The sequence below is a fragment of the Gilliamella sp. B2923 genome (genome assembly GCF_026536565.1).
GTDB lineage: Bacteria > Pseudomonadota > Gammaproteobacteria > Enterobacterales > Orbaceae > Gilliamella.
The window spans coordinates 110,232-131,324 of record NZ_JAFNNZ010000003.1; the positions used below are offsets into that span (position 1 = coordinate 110,232).

At 38.8% G+C, this 21,093-nt stretch carries 16 protein-coding genes; 7 read left to right on the top strand and 9 right to left on the bottom strand.

What is annotated here, in order from left to right; genetic code table 11:
* Positions 1-92 precede the first annotated feature (92 nt).
* From argS to J3U42_RS05120, 3 genes are all read left to right on the top strand, one after another.
* Complete coding sequence (argS, locus tag J3U42_RS05110; RefSeq protein ID WP_220219336.1) at positions 93-1,826, top strand: arginine--tRNA ligase; 1,734 nt, start codon at positions 93-95, stop codon at positions 1,824-1,826.
* Between the two features lie 75 nt (positions 1,827-1,901).
* Positions 1,902-4,241 (top strand): penicillin-binding protein 1C, encoded by a 2,340-nt coding sequence (gene pbpC / locus J3U42_RS05115; protein ID WP_220219335.1) that lies wholly within the window; start codon positions 1,902-1,904, stop codon positions 4,239-4,241.
* Between the two features lie 397 nt (positions 4,242-4,638).
* On the top strand, positions 4,639-5,652 hold the full coding sequence (locus J3U42_RS05120; protein WP_220219334.1) for an amidohydrolase family protein: 1,014 nt from the start codon (positions 4,639-4,641) through the stop codon (positions 5,650-5,652).
* Positions 5,653-5,906: 254 nt separating this feature from the next.
* Here the strand turns inward: J3U42_RS05120 and rluB are convergent, their stop codons facing one another.
* From rluB to rnm, 4 genes are all read right to left on the bottom strand, one after another.
* Positions 5,907-6,791 (bottom strand): 23S rRNA pseudouridine(2605) synthase RluB, encoded by an 885-nt coding sequence (gene rluB / locus J3U42_RS05125; RefSeq protein WP_220219333.1) that lies wholly within the window; start codon positions 6,789-6,791, stop codon positions 5,907-5,909.
* Positions 6,792-6,833: 42 nt separating this feature from the next.
* Positions 6,834-7,538 (bottom strand): DUF3592 domain-containing protein, encoded by a 705-nt coding sequence (locus J3U42_RS05130; protein WP_267329690.1) that lies wholly within the window; start codon positions 7,536-7,538, stop codon positions 6,834-6,836.
* Between the two features lie 32 nt (positions 7,539-7,570).
* Positions 7,571-8,191, bottom strand: a complete 621-nt coding sequence (locus J3U42_RS05135; protein WP_220219331.1) for an L-threonylcarbamoyladenylate synthase — start codon at positions 8,189-8,191, stop codon at positions 7,571-7,573.
* Positions 8,192-8,298: 107 nt separating this feature from the next.
* Positions 8,299-9,132: an RNase RNM gene (rnm, locus tag J3U42_RS05140; protein WP_267335854.1), complete on the bottom strand. Its 834-nt coding sequence runs from the start codon at positions 9,130-9,132 to the stop codon at positions 8,299-8,301.
* Between the two features lie 72 nt (positions 9,133-9,204).
* Between rnm and rraB the strand changes: the two genes are divergently transcribed.
* Positions 9,205-9,600: a ribonuclease E inhibitor RraB gene (rraB, locus tag J3U42_RS05145; protein WP_220219329.1), complete on the top strand. Its 396-nt coding sequence runs from the start codon at positions 9,205-9,207 to the stop codon at positions 9,598-9,600.
* A gap of 117 nt (positions 9,601-9,717) precedes the next feature.
* On the opposite strand, the gene J3U42_RS05150 is transcribed toward rraB, so the two are convergent.
* The 5 genes from J3U42_RS05150 to prfA all read right to left on the bottom strand — a co-directional run bounded on the left by J3U42_RS05150 (position 9,718) and on the right by prfA (position 17,164).
* On the bottom strand, positions 9,718-12,390 hold the full coding sequence (locus J3U42_RS05150) for a beta-N-acetylhexosaminidase (RefSeq protein WP_220219328.1): 2,673 nt from the start codon (positions 12,388-12,390) through the stop codon (positions 9,718-9,720).
* Between the two features lie 9 nt (positions 12,391-12,399).
* Positions 12,400-13,815, bottom strand: a complete 1,416-nt coding sequence (locus J3U42_RS05155) for an OprD family outer membrane porin (RefSeq protein WP_220219327.1) — start codon at positions 13,813-13,815, stop codon at positions 12,400-12,402.
* Between the two features lie 557 nt (positions 13,816-14,372).
* Positions 14,373-15,227, bottom strand: coding sequence for a 3-deoxy-8-phosphooctulonate synthase (gene kdsA / locus J3U42_RS05160; RefSeq protein ID WP_305054793.1), 855 nt, complete (start codon positions 15,225-15,227; stop codon positions 14,373-14,375).
* 18 nt (positions 15,228-15,245) lie between these two features.
* Positions 15,246-16,082: a peptide chain release factor N(5)-glutamine methyltransferase gene (prmC, locus tag J3U42_RS05165; RefSeq protein WP_220219325.1), complete on the bottom strand. Its 837-nt coding sequence runs from the start codon at positions 16,080-16,082 to the stop codon at positions 15,246-15,248.
* A complete protein-coding gene (gene prfA / locus J3U42_RS05170; RefSeq protein WP_220219324.1) occupies positions 16,079-17,164 on the bottom strand; it encodes a peptide chain release factor 1 in 1,086 nt (361 codons plus the stop codon). Before prfA ends, prmC begins: the two co-directional genes overlap by 4 nt.
* A gap of 364 nt (positions 17,165-17,528) precedes the next feature.
* Between prfA and J3U42_RS05175 the strand changes: the two genes are divergently transcribed.
* The 3 genes from J3U42_RS05175 to J3U42_RS05185 all read left to right on the top strand — a co-directional run bounded on the left by J3U42_RS05175 (position 17,529) and on the right by J3U42_RS05185 (position 20,978).
* Positions 17,529-18,713 (top strand): carbohydrate porin, encoded by a 1,185-nt coding sequence (locus J3U42_RS05175; protein WP_267335855.1) that lies wholly within the window; start codon positions 17,529-17,531, stop codon positions 18,711-18,713.
* A 170-nt stretch (positions 18,714-18,883) separates the two neighbouring features.
* A complete protein-coding gene (manA, locus tag J3U42_RS05180) occupies positions 18,884-20,071 on the top strand; it encodes a mannose-6-phosphate isomerase, class I (RefSeq protein WP_267335856.1) in 1,188 nt (395 codons plus the stop codon).
* 151 nt (positions 20,072-20,222) lie between these two features.
* Positions 20,223-20,978, top strand: coding sequence for a GntR family transcriptional regulator (locus tag J3U42_RS05185; protein WP_220219321.1), 756 nt, complete (start codon positions 20,223-20,225; stop codon positions 20,976-20,978).
* Positions 20,979-21,093 lie beyond the last annotated feature (115 nt).

Here is a 21,093-nt window from a genome sequence, read left to right on the forward strand (position 1 = left end):
GTATTTACTTGTCCTTAACTAATCCCACAGTGACAATTTATCAATTTACCAGTATTATATTGGGCATTTTATTACAATCAATTAGGTTTAGTGTGAATATTCAACAATTATTAATGCAACGCATTTCACAAGCAATGATTATGGCAGGCGCCGATAAAAACAGCGACGCGCTAATCAAACAATCTGCTAAAGTACAATTTGGTGATTATCAAGCTAATGGCATTATGTCTGCCGCTAAAAAGTTAGGCATGCCACCAAGAGAGCTTGCTGAAAAAGTATTGCAACATCTTGATATCAACGATATCGCTGATAAAGTTGAGATTGCCGGCCCTGGCTTTATTAATATCTTTTTAAAAAATAGCTGGATTGCGCAACAAAATGAAATTGCTTTAAGTAGTGATAAATTGAATATTACTTTACCGGCTAAACCACAAACGATAGTTGTTGACTATTCAGCACCGAATGTCGCCAAAGAGATGCATGTAGGACATTTACGTTCAACGATTATTGGTGATGCCACTGTCAGAGTATTAAGTTTTCTAGGTCATAATGTTATACGAGCCAACCATGTCGGTGATTGGGGCACGCAATTCGGTATGCTTATTGCTTACCTTGAAAAGATGCAAAATGAGCATGCCAATGATATGGATTTGTCAGATTTAGAATCATTTTATCGTGCCGCTAAAAAACACTATGACGAAGACCAAGCATTTGCTGAAAAAGCCCGTAATTACGTGGTTAAATTACAAGGTGGTGATGAGTATTGCCGAGAAATGTGGCGAAAACTTGTTGATATCACTATGACACAAAATATAGCAACCTATAAACGTCTTAATGTCACACTATCATTAGAAGATACCATGGGGGAAAGCATCTATAACAGCATGCTACCGGGTATTGTGGCTGATTTAAGACATAAAAAACTGGCGGTTGAAAGTGACGGGGCAATCGTTGTCTTTTTAGATGAATATAAAAACAAAGAAGGCGAGCCAATGGGTGTCATCATCCAAAAACGTGATGGCGGCTACCTGTATGCGACAACCGATATTGCTTGTGTCAAATACCGTTACGAAACATTGCATGCTGACCGTATACTCTATTATACCGATTCACGTCAACACCAACACCTTGAACAAGTTTGGGCAATTGTACACAAAGCTAAATATGTCCCGGAATCACTAAAACTTGAACATCATATGTTTGGTATGATGTTAGGTAAAGACGGAAAACCATTTAAAACTCGTTCGGGCGATACTGTTAAATTAAATGATCTGCTTGATGAAGCGACAGAACGTGCAACCGTTTTAATTCGCAGTAAAAATCCACAGTTGACCGAACAAGAGCTGGCGCAAGTGGTTGATGCTGTTGCTATCGGTGCGGTTAAATATGCCGATCTATCAAAAAACCGCACAACCGATTATGTATTTGATTGGGACAATATGTTGTCGTTTGAAGGCAACACCGCACCCTATTTACAATATGCTTACACTCGTGTACTATCAATCTTCAGAAAATCAAACATTAATGAAGATAGCTTAACCGGTACTATCAGTCTTGAAACGGATAAAGAGCGTGCATTAGCTACCCGCTTAATCCAATTCGATGAAACGATATCAACCGTTGCTAATGAAGGCACACCACATGTGCTGTGTGCTTATTTGTACGATATTGCTACACTATTTTCTAGTTTTTATGAACACTGCCCAATCTTATCTGCTGAAAATGAAAGTCTAAAAACCAGCCGTTTAAAACTGGCTTCATTAACAGCAAAAACCCTTAAAACGGGACTTGATATGTTAGGCATTAAAACTGTTGAAAAAATGTAATACTCCTTACCACCGATATAATATCGGTGGTAATTGATCCCTATTCCTTGAGTAACAATTAGACAGCAAGATAAAATGATTGGATTTATTGTTCGGCAACAAAATAAATTAATGGCAATTGTATTAATCTTGCTAACACTCGTTGCAATTCGCTTATTTCCTCATCCTCCTCTATCCGAATCTCTCTCTTTTTCTAAACGTTTTTACGATGATAACAATCAATTAATCAGAATGACCTTAGCCGACGATGACCGGTATCGGCTTTGGACACCACTTGAAGAGATATCGCCAGATATTATTAACGGCTTATTACTGCATGAAGACCAATGGTTTTATTATCATACCGGCTTTAATCCATTTAGCTTAAGCCGAGCATTTTGGCAAACGTTCGTGAGCGGCGGGAATCGACAAGGCGCATCAACCATTACCATGCAACTGGCTCGCATGCACTGGCGATTAAATACCAAAACGATAGGCGGAAAACTCACCCAAATTGCCAGAGCTATCCAGCTAGAATTAATGTATTCCAAACATGATATTTTAGAAGCTTATCTCAACTATGCACCGTTTGGACGAAATATTGAAAGTATCGGGGCGGCATCATTAATTTATTTCAATAAACCGCCTTCAGAAGTCAATCTACCGGAAGCCTTAACATTAGTTGTATTACCGCAATCACCAACCTATCGAACTGATCGCAAAACCGGCATAGCTGGCCCGGCACTGATTAAAGCAAGAAACATGCTTTTTCAACGTTGGCAAGAAAAATATCCGGTTGATAGTAATATCGCTGCACTTTTCGATCAAAAATTGGTTTTACGCCAACCGGAAAAACTACCATTTGTCGCGCCTCACTTTGTTAATCAAATCATGCAAGACCATGTCAGTAATGATCTGGAAGTCCACACCACATTAGATAGCCAATTACAAAAAATTATCACCACACAGGTTGAAGCATTTATTGAACGAAACAGCATAAAAGGCATCAATAATGCAGCTGTTATATTAGTTGATACCCAATCAATGGAAATTAAAGCGCTGATCGGGTCTGCTGACTATTTTAATCAAGCCATTGAAGGACAAGTTAACGGAACGAATGCCAAACGGTCACCCGGTTCAACGCTAAAACCATTTATCTACGCACTTGGTATCGATCAAGGTTTATTGCATCCTCAAACAATCCTTAAAGATGTCGCAACCAATTTTGGTGCCTATACTCCGGAAAACTTCGACCGTAACTTTCGAGGCCCAATTTCTGCAACTGATGCTTTAATTCACAGCCGCAATATCCCCGCTGTGGCTATTGCGCAAAAATTAAAAAAACCCTCTTTTTATGAATTTTTAGTTAATACGCATATACAAAATTTAGCTGATGAAGCGCATTATGGCTTAGCTTTGGTGTTGGGTGGTGGCGAGATAACTGCTCAAGAGTTAGTGAGTCTATATGCAATGTTGGACAACGGGGGTAACTGGCAACCATTAAAATTTATTAAACACGATAATCAAGTGGAGCCAGAACGACAGTTAAGTGAAGAAGCCGCATTTATGACGCTTGATATGCTGAAAAAAAATACTCGCCCACAAGATATACTGAGCAAAATGCAAAAGAAAATGATTCCCGTTGCGTGGAAGACCGGCACCTCGTGGGGATTCCGTGATGCTTGGACTGCCGGCAATTTTGGTCATTATGCCATGGTAGTATGGTTAGGCAATTTTAATAATCAAGGTAACAATGCCTTTGTTGGAATTGATGCAGCAACCCCACTATTTTTTAATATTGTTGACAGCATCAATGCCTATTATCCTAATATACGCAAAGAAAAGCACCGTATACCGCCAAATTTGAAGCGTGTCGATATTTGTTTAACCAGTGGTAATTTAATGACCCAATGGTGTAAAGCAAAAGGTAAAACATGGTTTATTCCAGGCGTATCACCGATTAAACCCGATACCATTTTCAGACCAGTAAGGGTTGATAATCAAACTGGCAAAGCGGTCTGCCCGCCTTATGATATGGAAAATTCGCATATTGAAGTTTTTGAATTTTGGCCTTCAGATTTAGCCGCTATTTTTGCAAAAGCCGGATTACCGAAAAAAACGCCACCGACAACCCAACATTGCCAGACGGTGCAAAGTCTAAATGGCGAACCCCCTAAAATAACTTCACCGCTTAAAAATGTCGTTTATCAGTTTAGACAAAGTAAGCAAAAAAGTGAGCGAATTAGTTTCACAGCCAATAGTGACGGTGATGTTAAAACACTCTATTGGTTTGTTAATGATACCTTCATTGGGCAATCTGAGCCGCACACATCACTAAGCTGGATACCAACCCAAAGTGGATCGTTTAAAGTACTTGTACTTGACGACCTGGGAAGAAGTGATTCAAGAACAATTAAAGTAGAACTATTAAATTAAACCTATTTTGCCACGCTTCTTTGCTTTGTCTCATTTTTGCGACACAAAATCACTCGATATCATAATGAGTTAACTATTTTTATCGGTTTCATTACCGATAAGAGTTGATTAAAATTTGATTCCTCACCGTAAAAATCTAAAAAATAATACTTTAACTATATCATTTATTTAAATATTTTTATAATTATAACACTTGCTATTACCCGTGATTTGGTTAGAATTCTTGCAATTTATTGCATAGGTAAAGCGTAACAAACCATGACAAATCACAATTTAGTTATCCTTAACAATAAACTTTTAAGCACCTTTTATATCCTCCTTTTTGGGGGATTTTTTTTGTCTTTTTTTCATCTTATCAGTAACACTTGTTTAAGTCATTTCATCGTAGAGGCACATTATGACAGATAATAAAAAAATGTTATTAACCAGTCGAGATCAAAGTTTAAAAGCATTTTTAATGAACAAAATTAAGCAAAATGGTGGTTGGGTTAATGCTCATATGCATGCTGACCGAGCTTTTACGATTAACGTTGACAGCTTTGATGTGTATCAAAAACAATCATTAATTGAAAAATGGGATACCTTAGATAAAGTTAAAGCCGCCATGAGTGAAGATGATTACTACCGTCATTTTAGCATGGCAGTTGAACGAATGATTGAACAAGGTGTAAGTGCCATGGGATCGTTTGTTGACATCGATCCTATCGCTCAAGAAAGAGCAATTAAAGGCGCATTACGAGCCCGTGAAACCTATAAAAATGACATCACCATAAAGTTAGTGAACCAAACACTTAAAGGCGTGATTGATAAAGAAGCTCGCTATTGGTTTGATAAAGGCGCTGATTTAGTCGATATTATTGGTGGATTACCTCGCCGTGATGAACGTGACCATGGTGAAGGTATGGGACTTGTTCATCTTGATGTGCTCATGCAAACAGGTAAATCACTGGGCAAAATGGTACATGTTCATGTTGACCAATTTAACTCATCCGATGAGATTGAAACAGAACAACTGACCGATAAAACGCTTGAACACGGTATGCATGGAAGAGTTGTTGCCATTCACAGTATCTCAATCACTGCGCATAGCTTAGCCTATCGGCAAAAACTCTATAAAAAAATGAAAGAAGCAAAAATGATGGTAATTGCTTGCCCGTTTGCCTGGATTGATAGCCCACGCCGTGAAGAGCAAGGACCAACTCGTAACTCACTAACGCCGGTTGACGAGCTGGCAGCGGCAGGCATTCCGGTTGCCATTGGCACAGATAACGTTAGTGATTATATGCTTCCTTTTTCAACCGGAAATATGTGGGAAGAACTCAAACTATTGGTGACTGGCTGCCGTTATACTGATTTAGATAACGTAGTGAATGTGGCAACCAAAAATGGGCGAATGGTATTAGGGCTTTAATCGTTTTTAAAATACTCAATAACAAGCGCTCTGCTTGATATGATCATCGAGCCTTGTCGAGCTTGCAAAACTTTTAGAGCTTGTAGTGCATGTAGTGCATGTAGTGCGTGTAAAGCATATAGTGCTTGTAAAGCATGTAGTGCTTGTAAAAAGCATTAAGGCGTTATTCACTGTTTAGGCAATTGTCTTAATGCTTTAACACAAAAATGTGCTATCCCCAATAACACAGCGTTTATTGGGAATAGAAGATAGATTTATTTACGTGTAGGCTTTTTGCTGGTTGCTTGACGTGGTGATTTAGCTAAACGGTCAACTCTTGCTCGTTTTGGTCTGACGATTCGCTTATCTGATGAAGCGTTAGTTTTGGTAAAACTTTTCACTTCAGCCGGCAAACCGACCAGATCACGCAAATAGTTAACCGAATCAATACCGAGTTCTATCCAAGTGCCTCGTGAAAGTCCTTTAGGTAATGTAATATTACCATAGCGAATACGAAGCAAACGGCTAACTTGTACCTCAATGGCTTCCCACATTCTACGAACTTCTCGATTACGACCTTCGGTTATAACAACATTAAACCACTGATTTAAACCGTCGCCACCTTGTGCTTTAATCGATTTAAATGCCGCCGGACCGTCTTCCAGTTGTACACCTTTACGCAATTGATTGAGCTGTTGATCGGTCACATTACCAAAAACTCTTACCGCATATTCACGCTCGATCTCATGCCTTGGATGCATAAGTCGGTTGGCAAGTTCGCCGTCGGTGGTAAACAGTAATAAACCAGAGGTATTAATATCAAGCCTGCCAATATTAACCCAACGTGCATTTTTTAAACGAGGCAAATGTTCAAATACCGTTGCCCGACCTTGTGGATCATTTCGGGAACAGATTTCCCCTTCAGGCTTATAGTAGGCTAAAACCCGACAGACCTCTTTTTCTTTACTTCTCAGTTGAATTAAGTGGCCATTGATTCGAATCTTAGGGTTAGTATTGACATCAACACGGTCACCTAAAGTGGCTATTTTACCGTCAACACTGATTTTACCTGCACTAATCATGGCTTCAATCTCACGACGAGAGCCATTGCCTAAATTGGCTAACACTTTTTGTAATTTTTCAGAATTCAATTTTTTCATTTTGCCTCGCTACCTTCACAGGTATCTTTATTTAATGATGATTTATTTTACCTTAGGTAAAAAACTAATATCGACATAATAACGTTTTGGATTTGCTTCATCAATATAAACAGTTATTGTCTCTTTATCAATGAAAGGACTAGGATCAAACCAAATATTTTCGCTTTCAAAAAGATAGACATGATTTGATGTTATACTGTCTTGCCATTGACAGTAAATGATATACGGCGAGCGACCTCGAACAGATAATGCGGTATTTTGTTCAACCGTATTTATCTTCGCTTCAATTTGTCGGCCACTTGTCAGCATCTGACGTTTTAATTTATTTTTCTTAAATTGATAATAAAAATAACTAATACTAATTAAAAATAGTAGGATGCCAATGATTCCAAAAATCATTTCGCCAAGCCACATTGAGAAGAAAGTATTAATTTTTGCATGATTCGAATTTAACGGATCATATAAAATTTCAATCTCATCGCCTTTCTCATAGGCGGGAGGATTACTACCAACATTTGATTTCACCTTTCTAACTTGTTCTTGATTATCAACAAATTGAAAGATAGGAAAATAAGAAACTGATCGGTTGCCATCAGAATCTTTTGAATACGACTCTTCAAAATCAACAATGGTGCCTGTAGCACTGACTGAAGAATTAATAAAATCTATCTGTTTTATCGATTGACGCGCTACCAATATTAATATTCCAATACTGATTATAAAAATAAATGCCATGACTTTTTTCATTTTGTTTTCCTATATTAATTTATTAATTTTATTTATATAAAAGGTGCGGTATCACCGCTACCTTGTCGAACTATATCAGGATAATCATGAGTAAGATCAATCACTGTGGTGGGTTGTTCGCTAATATAACCACCATGAACAATGGCATCAAGTTGATGACCAATTTTATCTTCAATCTCGTCCGGATCGGATTGTGCTTCTTCATCATTAGGTAAAATTAAGGTGGTAGTCATTAAGGGCTGACCTAATAATTCGAGAAGCGCTAAATCTATTTTATTATCAGGAATGCGTAAGCCAATGGTTTTACGCTTTTCGTTCATTAAGCGGCGTGGCACTTCTTTACTTGCCGGTAAAATAAATACATATTTACCCGGTGTATTATTCTTTAATAAGCGAAATGTTGTATTATCGACAAAGGCATAAGAAGAAAGCTCAGAGAGATCACGACACATTAAGGTAAAGTTGTGATGCTTATCAAGGTTGCGAATCTGACAAATACGATCAACGCCATATTTATTATCGAGTAAACAACCAAGCGAATATCCCGAATCGGTAGGAAAGGCAATCACACCGCCGTCGTTTAATATTTTGACAACTTGATCTAACAGACGTGTTTGTGGATTATCAGGGTGAATATAAAAAGTTTGGCTCATAATGTTCTTCTATGTTGATAAATTTAACATCGGATTTTAGTGCTCAAGATTACAGCGACACTATCGCTTTAACACATAACTAAAATCGGCTTCATTTCTACTTGATACTAAATTTCCCAATTATGCCATATCGGGGTAATACTATCGGGTAATGGCGTTGTTTTACCCAAATCAAGATAATTAACCAAATCATGAAAATCGGAGCCTTGTGAAGCCAGTAATTCAAACTCATTGGCTAATTTAGCTAAACGTTGTAAATCATCTTGCGTTTGTCGGCTTTGCGAAACTTCAAGCGCATCACCGCCACAATCTTTAAAATCTTGAATTAATAATTTTAATTTGGTTAACGTTAAATCGTAACGAGTCGGGTGCGCTAACACGGCTTGCCCACCTGCGGTATGAATCGCTTCGACGGCATGAGCAATACTACACCACTGCGCAGGCACATAGGCGTAACCACCTTTACCTAAATAGCGTTTGAATGCACGTTTAATATCTTTAACGTGACCATTTGCCACTAAAAAGCGGGCAAAATGTGCTCGTGATACAATATCACCTTTAGCAAATTGTTGCGCTTGTTGGTAAGCGTTTTCAATGCTAAGGTTAGCCAACTTCTCGCTAATTGCATGCGCTCGGCTAATCCGCCCTTGCTCTTGTGATGATAGTAACGCTAATAACTGTGGATTATCGATATCAACATTTAGACCCACAATATGGATTTCGTTATGTTTCCATGCGGTTGATATTTCAACACCACAAACTAATTTGACCGGTAAATATTCATTTTCAATCGTCGCTCTTGCCTCGGGCAAGCCTTTGACCGTATCATGATCGGTAATGGCTAAAAGATCAATCTTGTTTTCAGCCGCTCTTTTGACAAGCTCACTCGGTGTTAAAATACCGTCTGATGCGGTAGTATGAGAATGTAAATCGACGATCACACTTTTTTCTCGAAAATAATTTTTAAACGTGTAATATACCACACAATTTGCGTGACCACTAAAAGGTAAATTATGAAAGATCAAATTCTTCTTGCTCAACAAAATACTCTGGAAATTATTGAAAACCTATTACAAGACGGTAGCGATCCTCATGCGCTTTATATTATTGAACACCATATCTCATCACAACATTTTGATAAACTTGAAAAAGTTGCAGTTGAAGCATACAAACTAGGCTATGAAGCAACCGACCCGGATGAAGATATTGATGATGCAGGCAATGCGATTATTGGCTTTGATATTGTTGCCGAATGTCCACTAGATGCTAAATTAATTAATGCGCAGATTGAACAAATTGTTACTTTGGCAAATCAATTTGGCGTACATTATGACGGGTGGGGAACTTATTTTGAAGACGGCAGTGATGAGATATTTGATGACATATTTGAAGAAGAAACACTGCACTAATTCCTATCGGCAGTTATCAGCCCCTTTGATTAAATCAAAACAACTCAACTAATTTTATTTAATCCAAACAAATTCTTATCCGTTTGATTAACGGATAAGAATTGAGTATTTAATGGATTATTTCACTTGTTCTACCCGACTTGTTCTTTTTTGATTTGGTGAAACACTGCGAACAACAATTGTTTCTCCCTTATTAATTGCCACCGGCGTAGTGTAACGGTGCCAGGTTTTGCCGTCATCGTTAGAGTATTGAATATGCAAACCCGGGAAAACAATGTTAGCGGTTAGCTGGCCATTTTCAATTTTTGCACCGGGTAGTGGTAAGCGATAATCAATTGCAGCAAGATCGAGTTTAGATAACGCTTTTTGCCCAACTACATTAGCAAAACGAGTCCAGTCATCAAGTAACTTTTGTTGGTCTACATAGTGCGTTTTTCCTTGTTCATATTCACGATCTTTTTGATAATCCGTTTCCCAATCGGCTTTATGCCAAGCTCGTTCCGCTACTGCTAACAGTCTAGGGTACATCATGTATTCCATTTGCGCATCCGTGCGAACAATTTCACTCCATAACTGTGCTGACAAGCCATAACTGCCTGTCCAATTCAAAGTACCTTTGGCGCTAAATACGTTACCGTCACGATCGGTTGAGGTTTCGGCGTTTTGCGGTAAATTATTTGGCGCAAAGCTAAACATTTTGCGTTCATCATTAAAACGGGTACCCCAATAATAGCCACTCTCTTGCGGATTGACTTCATACGGGAAATCAAGATAAACATAATCCGGATTTGAGATAATCATCTGATAGCCTTTGTTTGTCCATTCACTGGCTGAATCATATCCTCCCCAATAGAGCGCATCCCAAAAGTTGACTGTTACTTTATCGACAGCAAACGCTTTAGCATTATCGGCATGTTTTACGCCGTCTTGCCATGCCTGCATGTGATTGATGCCATGGTCTTTAATAATCTTACTGGCTTGAATTGCAAAATAGCTAGGTAGATACTCAATATCTTTAATCACCCCTTGTTTAACCAGTGTTTGACAAGCTTGCGATTTTGCCCAAGGATGATCTTCAACGCTTTGATCAACTAACCCTTTACCCTCAACTTTGGTCGCAGCATGGAGGTCTTGATAGCCATTACCTAAACGAATGTTTTTCGCCTCATCGCCGCCAAAATGCCAAACGGTGAGTGGTTGCCCGGCTTCGTTATGCATTTTTGCAATTTCAGTAATCACTTTATCGACAAAACGTTTAGATGAATCTAAGCAAGGATTTAGATAACTTTTTCGATCGTAAAATTGTACTGTTGTCGTATTTGAATCATCGGTAGGATCAACTAAACGAAACTCATTAGCTTCTGCTTGTTTACCTTCTGCCATTAGGCGTTGATAACGTGCTTCCATAGACATAATTGCCGCTCTGGCATGTGCCGGCATATCAATTTCGGGGATGACATCAATAAAGCGATCTTTAGCATATTTGACAATTTCAATATAATCACTGCGACTAAAGTAGCCACTACCTAAATTATCACTATCAGGCCCCGATCCTAATTGTGGTAATAAACATTTTGTTTCACTCAGATCGTGACAACGCTTACTACCAACATCGGTCAATTCCGGAAGTCCCGGGATCTCAATTCGCCAACCTTCATCGTCACTAAGGTGAAAATGGAATTTATTTAACTTATAACTCGCCATTTGATCGAGTAACCTTAGCACCGCTTGCTTTGTTTTAAAGTTACGTCCGGTGTCTAACATAATGCCCCGATAATCAAAACGTGGAGAATCTTCGATTTTTACCATAGCAATGGTTGGCTTTTCGGTGACCGGAATCAACGATAAGATCGATTCTACGGCGTAAAAAATTCCTCGCTCATCAAAGGCAGTAATGGTCGCTTGCTTATCGTCAATATTGAGTTGATAAGCACCCGATACCCCATTTTTAAATTTACTCGCATCAATATTTGCAACAATCTTATAACCTTTATCGGTTAATGCGATGCCTAAGTTATCAAACTGCTGATTTAAAACTGATAAGCTGGCGTCATTAAGTCCTTTTAATTGAAGATGAATGCCATTTTTATCCAGCGTGATATCTTTTTCAGCAAGGGTAAGATGTAAAGGCGTTGGAATAATTTGCCCACGCAATGCTTTTTCATCAAGCTGTTTAATATCGGCATTACGCTCAAACCGGGTGACTGGCGTCATTAAAATATTGTGATCATCAGGCGTGCGCTTCCACTGCTCACCAATCGGTGACACAAAATCCGCCAAGTTTTCAGTGTTAGTATTACCGATAACTTTTGGCGTGGCATCGGTTGATGTCACATACCAACGAGGGATGACATCTGACTGGCTTAATTGCCAATACTCGCCAATGATAGGAATATCAATGCTACTTTTAGCCGGAAAACCAGTAAATTTTTCGGTTGGTTCGATTTTGTGAAGATCACCGGTTAGATGCGTAATTTTAAACTGCTCATTATCAACAGCAAGAATCATACGAATGCTACTGAAATAGATTGCCCAGTCTTTATCTTTAATTTCCGAACCGGTATTGGTTAAAGAGATGTTGGCTTTAAAACACGATGCCCAATCGGCACCTAAAGCCGCACAATCTACACCATGTTGCCCAACAAAATTATCAACAACTTTAAAATTAACATCAAGTTGTGAGCTAATTGCATCGACAATTTGTTCCGATGCCAATGCCGATTGTGAAGCACCTAAGCTTAATAACGATGTTATCGACATTGCTAATATGGCTGTTTTAAACTTTTTCATAATATTTACCTATTTTTGTTTAGCATTGAAAATGGTGAATGGAACAGTAACAATGAATTTAATATCTCGCTCATCCTGGAAGATATTGCCATAGCCACCTCCCCAGCTAGGTATACTATTTGAGTGATTATTATACTTAGTGTAATGCAATTGCATTGACACATCTTTTGCTAAGCCATTTTGTACGGTGTAACCTAAATCGAAGTTATAAGCCGACTCAATTAAGCGTCGTTTTTGGTTTTTTTCGGTCGAATTGGGTTTAGCATCCCAACCATAGGCATAAGATGCCCCGGTTTTCCAACCGGCTAAATAAGATGACAGATCACCTAAATCGTAAGTCACTTCAGCAAATAGGGCTTTTTCCCCATTCGCATTGAAGTCAGATCGTGAATTCCACCACACATCTAAACGACCGTTTGAAGATGCATAATCCGGCGTCATACGTTGTAAAAAGAAGCCTTGTTTACCTTCAGCCTTAACCGCTACCCCTTCGAGACGTAAACCAACGGGTCCGACTTGATAACCTAATGTTGCCGCTTGTAACCATGCTAAGCCGTCGTAAACATTATCACCTTTATGAGACTGGTCTTTTGCTCCATAAAATTGATAGCTCATGGTTAACGGATTATCCAGCACATCGGTTTTATAAGACACTTTACCAAAATATTGATTCATATAATTTTTGGCTTGACCAAAGGCGGTTTCTAACACTAAATCATTTTTAAAGTCGTATTTCAAACCGGCAGAATGTAGATAATCAATCTTCTTGCCTTTGCCCCATTGTTTAAATTCATAAAGACGTTTATACCATGGTGCTTTATATCTATCTGACCACATATAAGACATCGATAAGGCACCGGCTTGATCAAAATCGAGAGTAGTACCTAATTCAAAACCGCGGTAAGTACCGGGTAATAAACTCCAGTGAGGGGCTAATAATGTTTGACCGGACGGCTGAATAAAACCGGCTTTTAGCCAAAAGTGTTCATCTTGTTTAAAATTGACTTGTGCTTTATAAAAGCTCACCCCACTGACATCTTTTTTCCAATCCTCATCCCAGCGAGTACGTGCACCACTAAAACCAATTTCATTTGGATGACCATTACCACCATTGCTTACTTCCCAAGCGCCATATCCGCCCAGCTCAATGGCAAACATATCGGCAATATATCCTGAGCGAAAATCTAAATTAGCATTAAAGGTAGATTGACGAATATTGCTTTCATATTTATGTTTAATAACATCTTTTCGTTCTCGATCTCGATTCCAGAAAAAGATATTACCCGAAAGCGAAGAATCATCAATAAATGAACTGTTGTCGGCAGCTTGCGCAGGCACAACACTGGTTAAGAGAGAAATGGATAAAATCAGCTTGGTTATACGATTTAATGAACGGCGTGTTAACAAAGGTTTAGGTAAATTCATATCGGCTTCCTTAAGATGACTTTATTTCATGTATAATTGAGCAAATTGTAACGATTTATCTCAATTAGTAAAAAATCATTTTATTTAAAAAAAATTAATTAAATAGTCCTATTTCATCGCACCTTTTAACAATTATGTATCACCAAGTTCTTATCAAAATTTTAAATAATTGCCTATAAAATGCTTTTTAATAATGCATAAACATATTTTAGTTAGCAAATTAAATGTTCTTAAATCGTGATCTTCATCACCAAAATAGCCATTTTTTTTGCTATTTACTCGATTAATATGTTAACTTTTTTCGGAATAAAAAATAAGAAATCCGTGTTTTTATTTAAAGAATAGCTGTTTTTTTGATATTTTCAGGTTTTAAATCGAGTGGAGGATAAAATCGACTAACAGTTAGCAAAAGTAGAAGTGGTACTGACTGAAATTGAGCAAAAAGGCACAAAAAAAAGAGAAACGGATAAGGTTTCTCTTAAAATATTGAAGATTATAGAAAGTTAAACGTAAAATATAAACTTTTTAATTGATACCAACAAAGGCAATAAAGCCGATTAATTTTCAGTATCAATCTCATCAAAACTTTTGACCAGCTCATCAATTGCTTTCATCTGAATTAAGAAAGATTCAAGCTTATCCAACGGTAGTGCCGACGGACCGTCACATTTTGCATGAGCAGGATCAGGGTGCGACTCTAAAAACAATCCGGCAATACCAACGGCCATACCTGCACGTGCCAGTTCGGTGACTTGTCCTCGACGTCCACCGGATGCGGCGCCCATTGGGTCACGGCATTGTAAAGCATGGGTTACATCAAAGATAACCGGTGAACCGTGACTGACTTTTTTCATCACGTTAAAACCTAGCATATCCACCACCAGATTATCATAACCGAAGCAACTACCACGATCGCAAAGAATAACTTGATCGTTGCCGGCTTCTTCAAATTTTTCAACAATATTACCCATTTGTCCTGGGCTAACAAATTGCGGTTTTTTAACATTAATCACTGCGCCGGTTTTCGCCATGGCAACCACGAGATCGGTTTGGCGGGCTAAAAAAGCGGGTAGCTGAATAACATCAACTACATCGGCAACGGGCTGGCACTGCTGCTCGGTATGCACATCAGTAATAATTCTCACGCCAAACTGCTGTTTGAGTTCCTGAAAAATTTTCATTCCCTCTTCTAAACCCGGTCCACGATAGGAGTGGACAGATGAGCGATTGGCTTTATCAAAAGAAGCTTTGAAAATATACGGGATATCGAGTTTTTCAGTCACAGTGACATAGTGCTCACAAACTTTCATGGCTAAATCACGTGATTCTAAAACATTCATGCCACCAAATAGCACAAAGGGTAAATCATTGGCAACGGTAATATCACCGACTTTGACTTTTTTTTGCTTCATCATAAAAATATTTCCTGTTTAAGGTTTAAACCAGCGACCGAGCGTGACTCTGTCATTGCCACTATAGTCGGTGAAGGTTTCGACTAATTGAAATCCGTGTTGTTTAAAGATTGTTTGCACTGCAAGGCCTTGTTTCCAGCCATGCTCTATCAGCAACCAGCCATATTGATTTAAATGTTTAGTTGCCCCATGCACAATCACTTTAATATCCGCCAGCCCGTCATCTTCTGAAACTAATGCACTTCTAGGCTCATAGCGCACGTCCCCTTGTGATAAATGAATATCGGTCGGTTCGATATACGGCGGGTTACTGATAATCATCGAAAATTTGCGATTCTTTATCGGTTTATACCAATCACCGTGTAAAAAGTAGACGTTGTTAACGCCTATCTGACTGGCATTTTTTTGCGCTAAAAGCAGTGCATCTTTATTCTTTTCAATCGCAGTAAACAGGCAGTCCGGGCGTTCAGTTGCCATCGCAATAGCAATGGCTCCGGTGCCAGTGCCAAGATCTAACACTTCGCAAGGCACTTTAGGCAAATAGTCTAAACTAAGCTCAACTAATTTTTCGGTATCTGGTCGGGGTATTAAGGTCGAATTTGACACATTAAATTTTAAAGACCAGAACTCTTTTTCACCGGTAATATAAGCGATTGGCTCACCAACTTGACGCCGTTTTAAGTAACCGTCTAAAGCGATAAGCTCCTCATCTGACAGCAAGGTTTCACTAAAGGCCATTAAAAATGTTCGGGTTTTGTGAGTCACAAAACTCAATAAAATCTCGGCATCCCGCTTTGGGCTGTCACTATCGGTTAACGATTGAGAAGCAGATTTAAGCCATTGTAAATAGGTCATTCATCCTGTTCCGATAAAGCAGCCAATTGATCAGCTTGATACTCTTGAACAATTGGATCGATTAACATTTCTAACTTACCTTCCATGACTTCATCTAAACGATAAATTGTTAGGTTGATACGATGATCGGTCACCCGACCTTGCGGATAGTTGTAAGTTCGAATGCGATCTGAGCGATCACCCGACCCTAATAAGTTACGTCGAGTTGAGGCTTCTTCTTGCTGGCGTTTACGAGTTTCAGCATCTTGAATACGCGCCGCTAACACTGACATCGCTTTGGCTTTGTTCTTATGCTGTGAGCGCTCATCTTGACACTCCACCACAATACCGGTTGGAATATGGGTAATACGTATCGCTGAATCGGTGGTATTAACATGCTGACCACCGGCACCGGATGAACGGTAGGTATCGATTTTTAAATCAGCCGGATTGATTTCTGGCATTTCAGCTTCCGGAATCTCTGGCAAAACCGCAACGGTACAAGCGGAGGTGTGAATACGCCCTTGTGATTCGGTTTCCGGCACACGTTGCACACGATGCCCGCCGGATTCAAATTTTAAATTACCATAAACACCGTCACCGCTGACCAGCATAATCACTTCTTTATAGCCACCATGTTCGCCTTCGCTAGCGCTCATAATTTCAACTCGCCAGTTACGTGATTCTGCATAACGGGTATACATACGGGCTAAATCGCCGGCAAAAATGGCCGCCTCATCGCCGCCGGTACCTGCTCTGACTTCAACAAAACAGTTGTAATCGTCATTCGGATCTTTTGGTAATAGCAGAACTTGCAACTCTTTTTCTTGTTGCTCAACTTGACCCAATGCTTCATCCAGCTCTTCTTGTGCCATTTCACTCATTTCAGGATCAGATAGCATCATTTTAGCCGTTTCAATATTTTCTTGTGTCTGTTTCCAGCTAGCAAAGCACTTCACCACGCCGGATAATTGAGCATACTCTTTTGAAAGGGTGCGAAAACGGTTTTGATCTGCAATAACAGCGGCATCTGACAATAACGCTTGAACTTCTTCATAACGCTCTTGTAGAGTCTCCAACTTACTGATAATGGATGATTTCATAAATATATCTATTTTTGGTAATGATTAATTAAATTTGCCCGGCATTATATACTTAATCGCCTATAAAATACAGTTTCTACTTCCTTGCAAATTATTCTTGCCCTTTCATATTAACGGCTTAAAAGACCAGCAAAGTAAATCGAGGATAAATCATTTCACTAAAAATGTTACACGTGTCACAGAAATGAATCTTTACAGTTTGCAAAAACCGCTACGACCTATAACATCAAAAAATGTAAACGATATCATTTCTTATTTAATTGTATCATTACCACTAATAATACGTATTTAATCAAGTAAAAAATGTTATCGCATACATCACTTGTGACAGATTGAATATTTTCGCTATTAGGGAGTGGGTTTTATGAAAAAAATAGTCATGATTAGCTTAATTGGTATAAGTTCAATGGCCAATGCCGCAATCGAGTGGGATACCCCACAAGGGCAACTAAAATTATATGGCGACGTTGAGATTAATGTTGATGCCGCCAGCAGTAAACAACAGCTAAGCTCGTTAAAAGAGACCGCCGATAAAAAGAATAAACCGTCTGATAAAGATCATTGGGATATCAACGGACGTATATTAATCGGCTTAGACGGTTACCGTGAAATTAACGATAAAAACTTTGCCGGCTTTGTTGTTCAGCCACTTGCCGATTTAGGTGGCGATATGAATCTGGATGATGCGGCTTTCTATTTTGGGCAAAAAAATGAGTGGAATATCAAAATCGGCCGCTTTGAAGCTTATGATATGTTTCCGCTTGGGCAAGATACCTTTTTGGAGTATTCGGGTAATACCGCCAATGATTTATATGAAGACGGCTTTGGTTACATATACATGATGAAAGAGGGACGAGGACGCAGTAAAAATGGCGGCAGTATTGCGTTAAATAAACCGTTTCTCGATAACTTCAATTTTCAATTAAACACGTTAGTTAACAATGGCGAGAAGATGTTTAACAAATCAACGTATCATGGTTATCAGATCGATAAAAAGAAAAACGTTGTCTACTTGCGACCGGTTTTATCGTGGAAAAATGACCATTTTTCAACGGCAATAGCCGCCGAAACCAATGTCGTTAAAAATGCTTATGGTTATCACGACAGTGACGGCAAGTTTCACGATCAGTCGAAACGAACAGGATATGGCGCAACCATTTCATGGAACAGTGAAGGTGATTGGGATGCCGCCAATAAAGGGCTTAAAATCAATACCAGCTTTGCCTATATGAACGCCCAGGATGAAAAAGATATGACAATCGGCACCGATATCGTTTGGGAAAAACTGGGGCTTGGCTACTATTTTGCCAATAACGATATCAAAAAATTCAATCCGGAAAACCATATCAAAGACGGTCATATCAACAATAAAGGCAAATATAAGATCCACACCGTCAATGCCTCTTATTTGATTGATAATGTGTTAGACATGGACAACTTCAACATGTATTTAGGGACTTACTGGTCAATATTAGACAGAAGTAAATCGCATGGTGACAACACCGATGACCGCTACGGGGCACGAGTCAGATTTAAATATTTCTTCTAACTAAGCTAAATCAAGCTTAAATAAAATAAGCCGATTTATGCAGACACAATGCAATAAATTGGCTTATTTTAATAACAGTTGCATAGTTTTCTGGCAAGCGTATAGTTAAAGCAGTCTGGTTAAATTAGACAATATTGACATCACTAGGCAACTTAAAGCGGGATGAAAATATGGATAGAACAATATGGAAACTGGAAAATACGATTAAATATTACGATTGGGGTAGTAAGGATGCGATAACCAAACTATTTGGCATCAAAAATCCTACCGATAAACCCATGGCAGAAGTCTGGATGGGAGATCACCCGTTGGGAAGCTCGATAGCTATCGACAAAGCGCATCAGCCTATCAAGCTCGATAAACTCATCGAAAACTCACCACTTGCGACACTGGGTGAAGCAACGTTTAAAACCTTTGCCGGTCTGCCCTTCTTATTTAAAATTCTCTCGGCAAGCAAAGCACTATCGATTCAAGTGCATCCAACACAAGCCAGCGCTAAATTAGGGTTTGAAAAAGAGAACCAATTCGGTATCGCCCTCAATTCACCTAATCGCAACTACAAAGATGCCAATCATAAACCGGAGTTAATTTATGCCTTAACCCCGTTTAAAGCGATGCGTTCATTTCGACCGATTGCGCAAATAGTGGCGCTGTTTGAGCAACTCGCTCTGCCGTCTTTAAGTGAGCAAGTGGCTCAATTGAAAAACACCCCCTGCCCCGAGCAGCTAAAATGTTTTTTCCAATTTTTGCTTACCCTTGCTGGCGATAACAAGCAAACCGTGATAAGCGAGTTACTGTCTAGCATAACACCATTGATTAAAGAGCCTTTTATCACCATAAAACAACTGGCGAAAGATTTTCCGGGTGATATCGGAATTATCATGCCATTATTGCTCAATATTATTGAACTCAAACCGGGACAAGCGATGTTTTTAGCAGCACAAACACCGCATGCTTACCTCAGTGGCACCGGGCTGGAATTAATGGCGAATTCAGATAATGTATTAAGGGCGGGATTAACCCATAAACATATTGATATTACCGAATTAATCAACAATACCAGTTTTGTCAGCGCTCAAGCCGATCAATTATTAATACAACCGGTTATCAATCAAAATAAGATTGATTACCCCGTTCCGGTTAAAGATTTTAAGTTTGAAATTATCCAAAGTGACAATCAACCACGAGAAGATCAAGTCAGCTCGCCACAAATCCTATTGTGTTTACACGGCGTAGTCAGCTTATCAACGGCATCTGACACTATCACGCTAGCAAAAGGTGAAAGTGCATTTATTGCCTATCAAGCTCAACAATATACTTATCAAGGAGAAGGCATCTTAGCCAAAGCGTTTAATTAATCTTATTGGTTATTAATCAATTAAATTGCTTATATGATGTGAAAGTTAAGCCGAAAATAGTTTGCTAATAAATCGTTTGTGGTAAAAAACTAGCTTAACTTTCTAAAGGCTATTGTAGATTTAATTTACATAAATTAAGCTTTCGATTAATATGTCGTTATATAATTTATCCGACGCTATCATTATGAATCCTATTAATAAAACGCCACGTCATCTGATTATTCAACAAGATTTATTAAAAAAAATACAGTCAGGTCAATATCCTCAAGGGCAATTAATTCCCAAAGAGTGTGAGCTAACCGATATTTATCAAGTCAGCCGCCCGACTGTCCGGCAAGCCATTCAACACTTAGTTAATGAAGGCTATTTAGAACGACGAAAACGACGAGGCACAATCGTAAAGCAACAGAAGATAAATCAAGAATTTACTCATATTATTGAAAGTTATGATTCTGAAATGAATCGCAAAGGCTTACAACCCAAAACACAAGTGCTAACCTTCAAAATAGACAAAGCCACTTGCGAAATCGCAACCAATTTGCAAATTGATGAAAACGATGAGGTTTATAAACTCGTCCGCCTGCGTTATGCTGAAAATAAGCCAATTGTGCTCGTTACCACCTATTTACCGGTTGCACGGTTACCCAATTTTCTTGATCACGATTTCACCCAAGAAAAGCTCTATAGCGCATTGGAAAAGATGAACTACCCGATATTGCAAATTCGCCGTAAATTAGAGGTGATCAAAGCCGATGAAACCACCAGTGACTTGTTAGATATTGAAGAAGGCGATCCGATTTTTTATTTTCACTCAACCGCCTTCAGCCAAGAACGACTAGCAATTGAATATTCAATTTCCAAATATCGGGGCGATATTAACTCTTTTATTTTTGAATTAAATCATTAAACCACAAACAAAAAAGCCGTACTGCTTTATTCGCTATCACACATTAGTCGAGTGAGTATATCAATGAAAACCAAATATCCTTAACCGACTGGTGATCAAGGATATTTTGCTATGG

Coding starts and splice junctions, on each gene's coding strand:
- pbpC (WP_220219335.1), top strand. CDS start 1,902: ATGATTGGATTTATTGTTCGGCAACAAAATAAATTAATGGCAATTGTA.
- J3U42_RS05120 (WP_220219334.1), top strand. CDS start 4,639: ATGACAGATAATAAAAAAATGTTATTAACCAGTCGAGATCAAAGTTTA.
- rluB (WP_220219333.1), bottom strand. CDS start 6,791: ATGAAAAAATTGAATTCTGAAAAATTACAAAAAGTGTTAGCCAATTTA.
- J3U42_RS05130 (WP_267329690.1), bottom strand. CDS start 7,538: ATGAAAAAAGTCATGGCATTTATTTTTATAATCAGTATTGGAATATTA.
- J3U42_RS05135 (WP_220219331.1), bottom strand. CDS start 8,191: ATGAGCCAAACTTTTTATATTCACCCTGATAATCCACAAACACGTCTG.
- rraB (WP_220219329.1), top strand. CDS start 9,205: ATGAAAGATCAAATTCTTCTTGCTCAACAAAATACTCTGGAAATTATT.
- J3U42_RS05150 (WP_220219328.1), bottom strand. CDS start 12,390: ATGAAAAAGTTTAAAACAGCCATATTAGCAATGTCGATAACATCGTTA.
- J3U42_RS05155 (WP_220219327.1), bottom strand. CDS start 13,815: ATGAATTTACCTAAACCTTTGTTAACACGCCGTTCATTAAATCGTATA.
- kdsA (WP_305054793.1), bottom strand. CDS start 15,227: ATGAAGCAAAAAAAAGTCAAAGTCGGTGATATTACCGTTGCCAATGAT.
- prmC (WP_220219325.1), bottom strand. CDS start 16,082: ATGACCTATTTACAATGGCTTAAATCTGCTTCTCAATCGTTAACCGAT.
- prfA (WP_220219324.1), bottom strand. CDS start 17,164: ATGAAATCATCCATTATCAGTAAGTTGGAGACTCTACAAGAGCGTTAT.
- J3U42_RS05175 (WP_267335855.1), top strand. CDS start 17,529: ATGAAAAAAATAGTCATGATTAGCTTAATTGGTATAAGTTCAATGGCC.
- manA (WP_267335856.1), top strand. CDS start 18,884: ATGGATAGAACAATATGGAAACTGGAAAATACGATTAAATATTACGAT.
- J3U42_RS05185 (WP_220219321.1), top strand. CDS start 20,223: ATGTCGTTATATAATTTATCCGACGCTATCATTATGAATCCTATTAAT.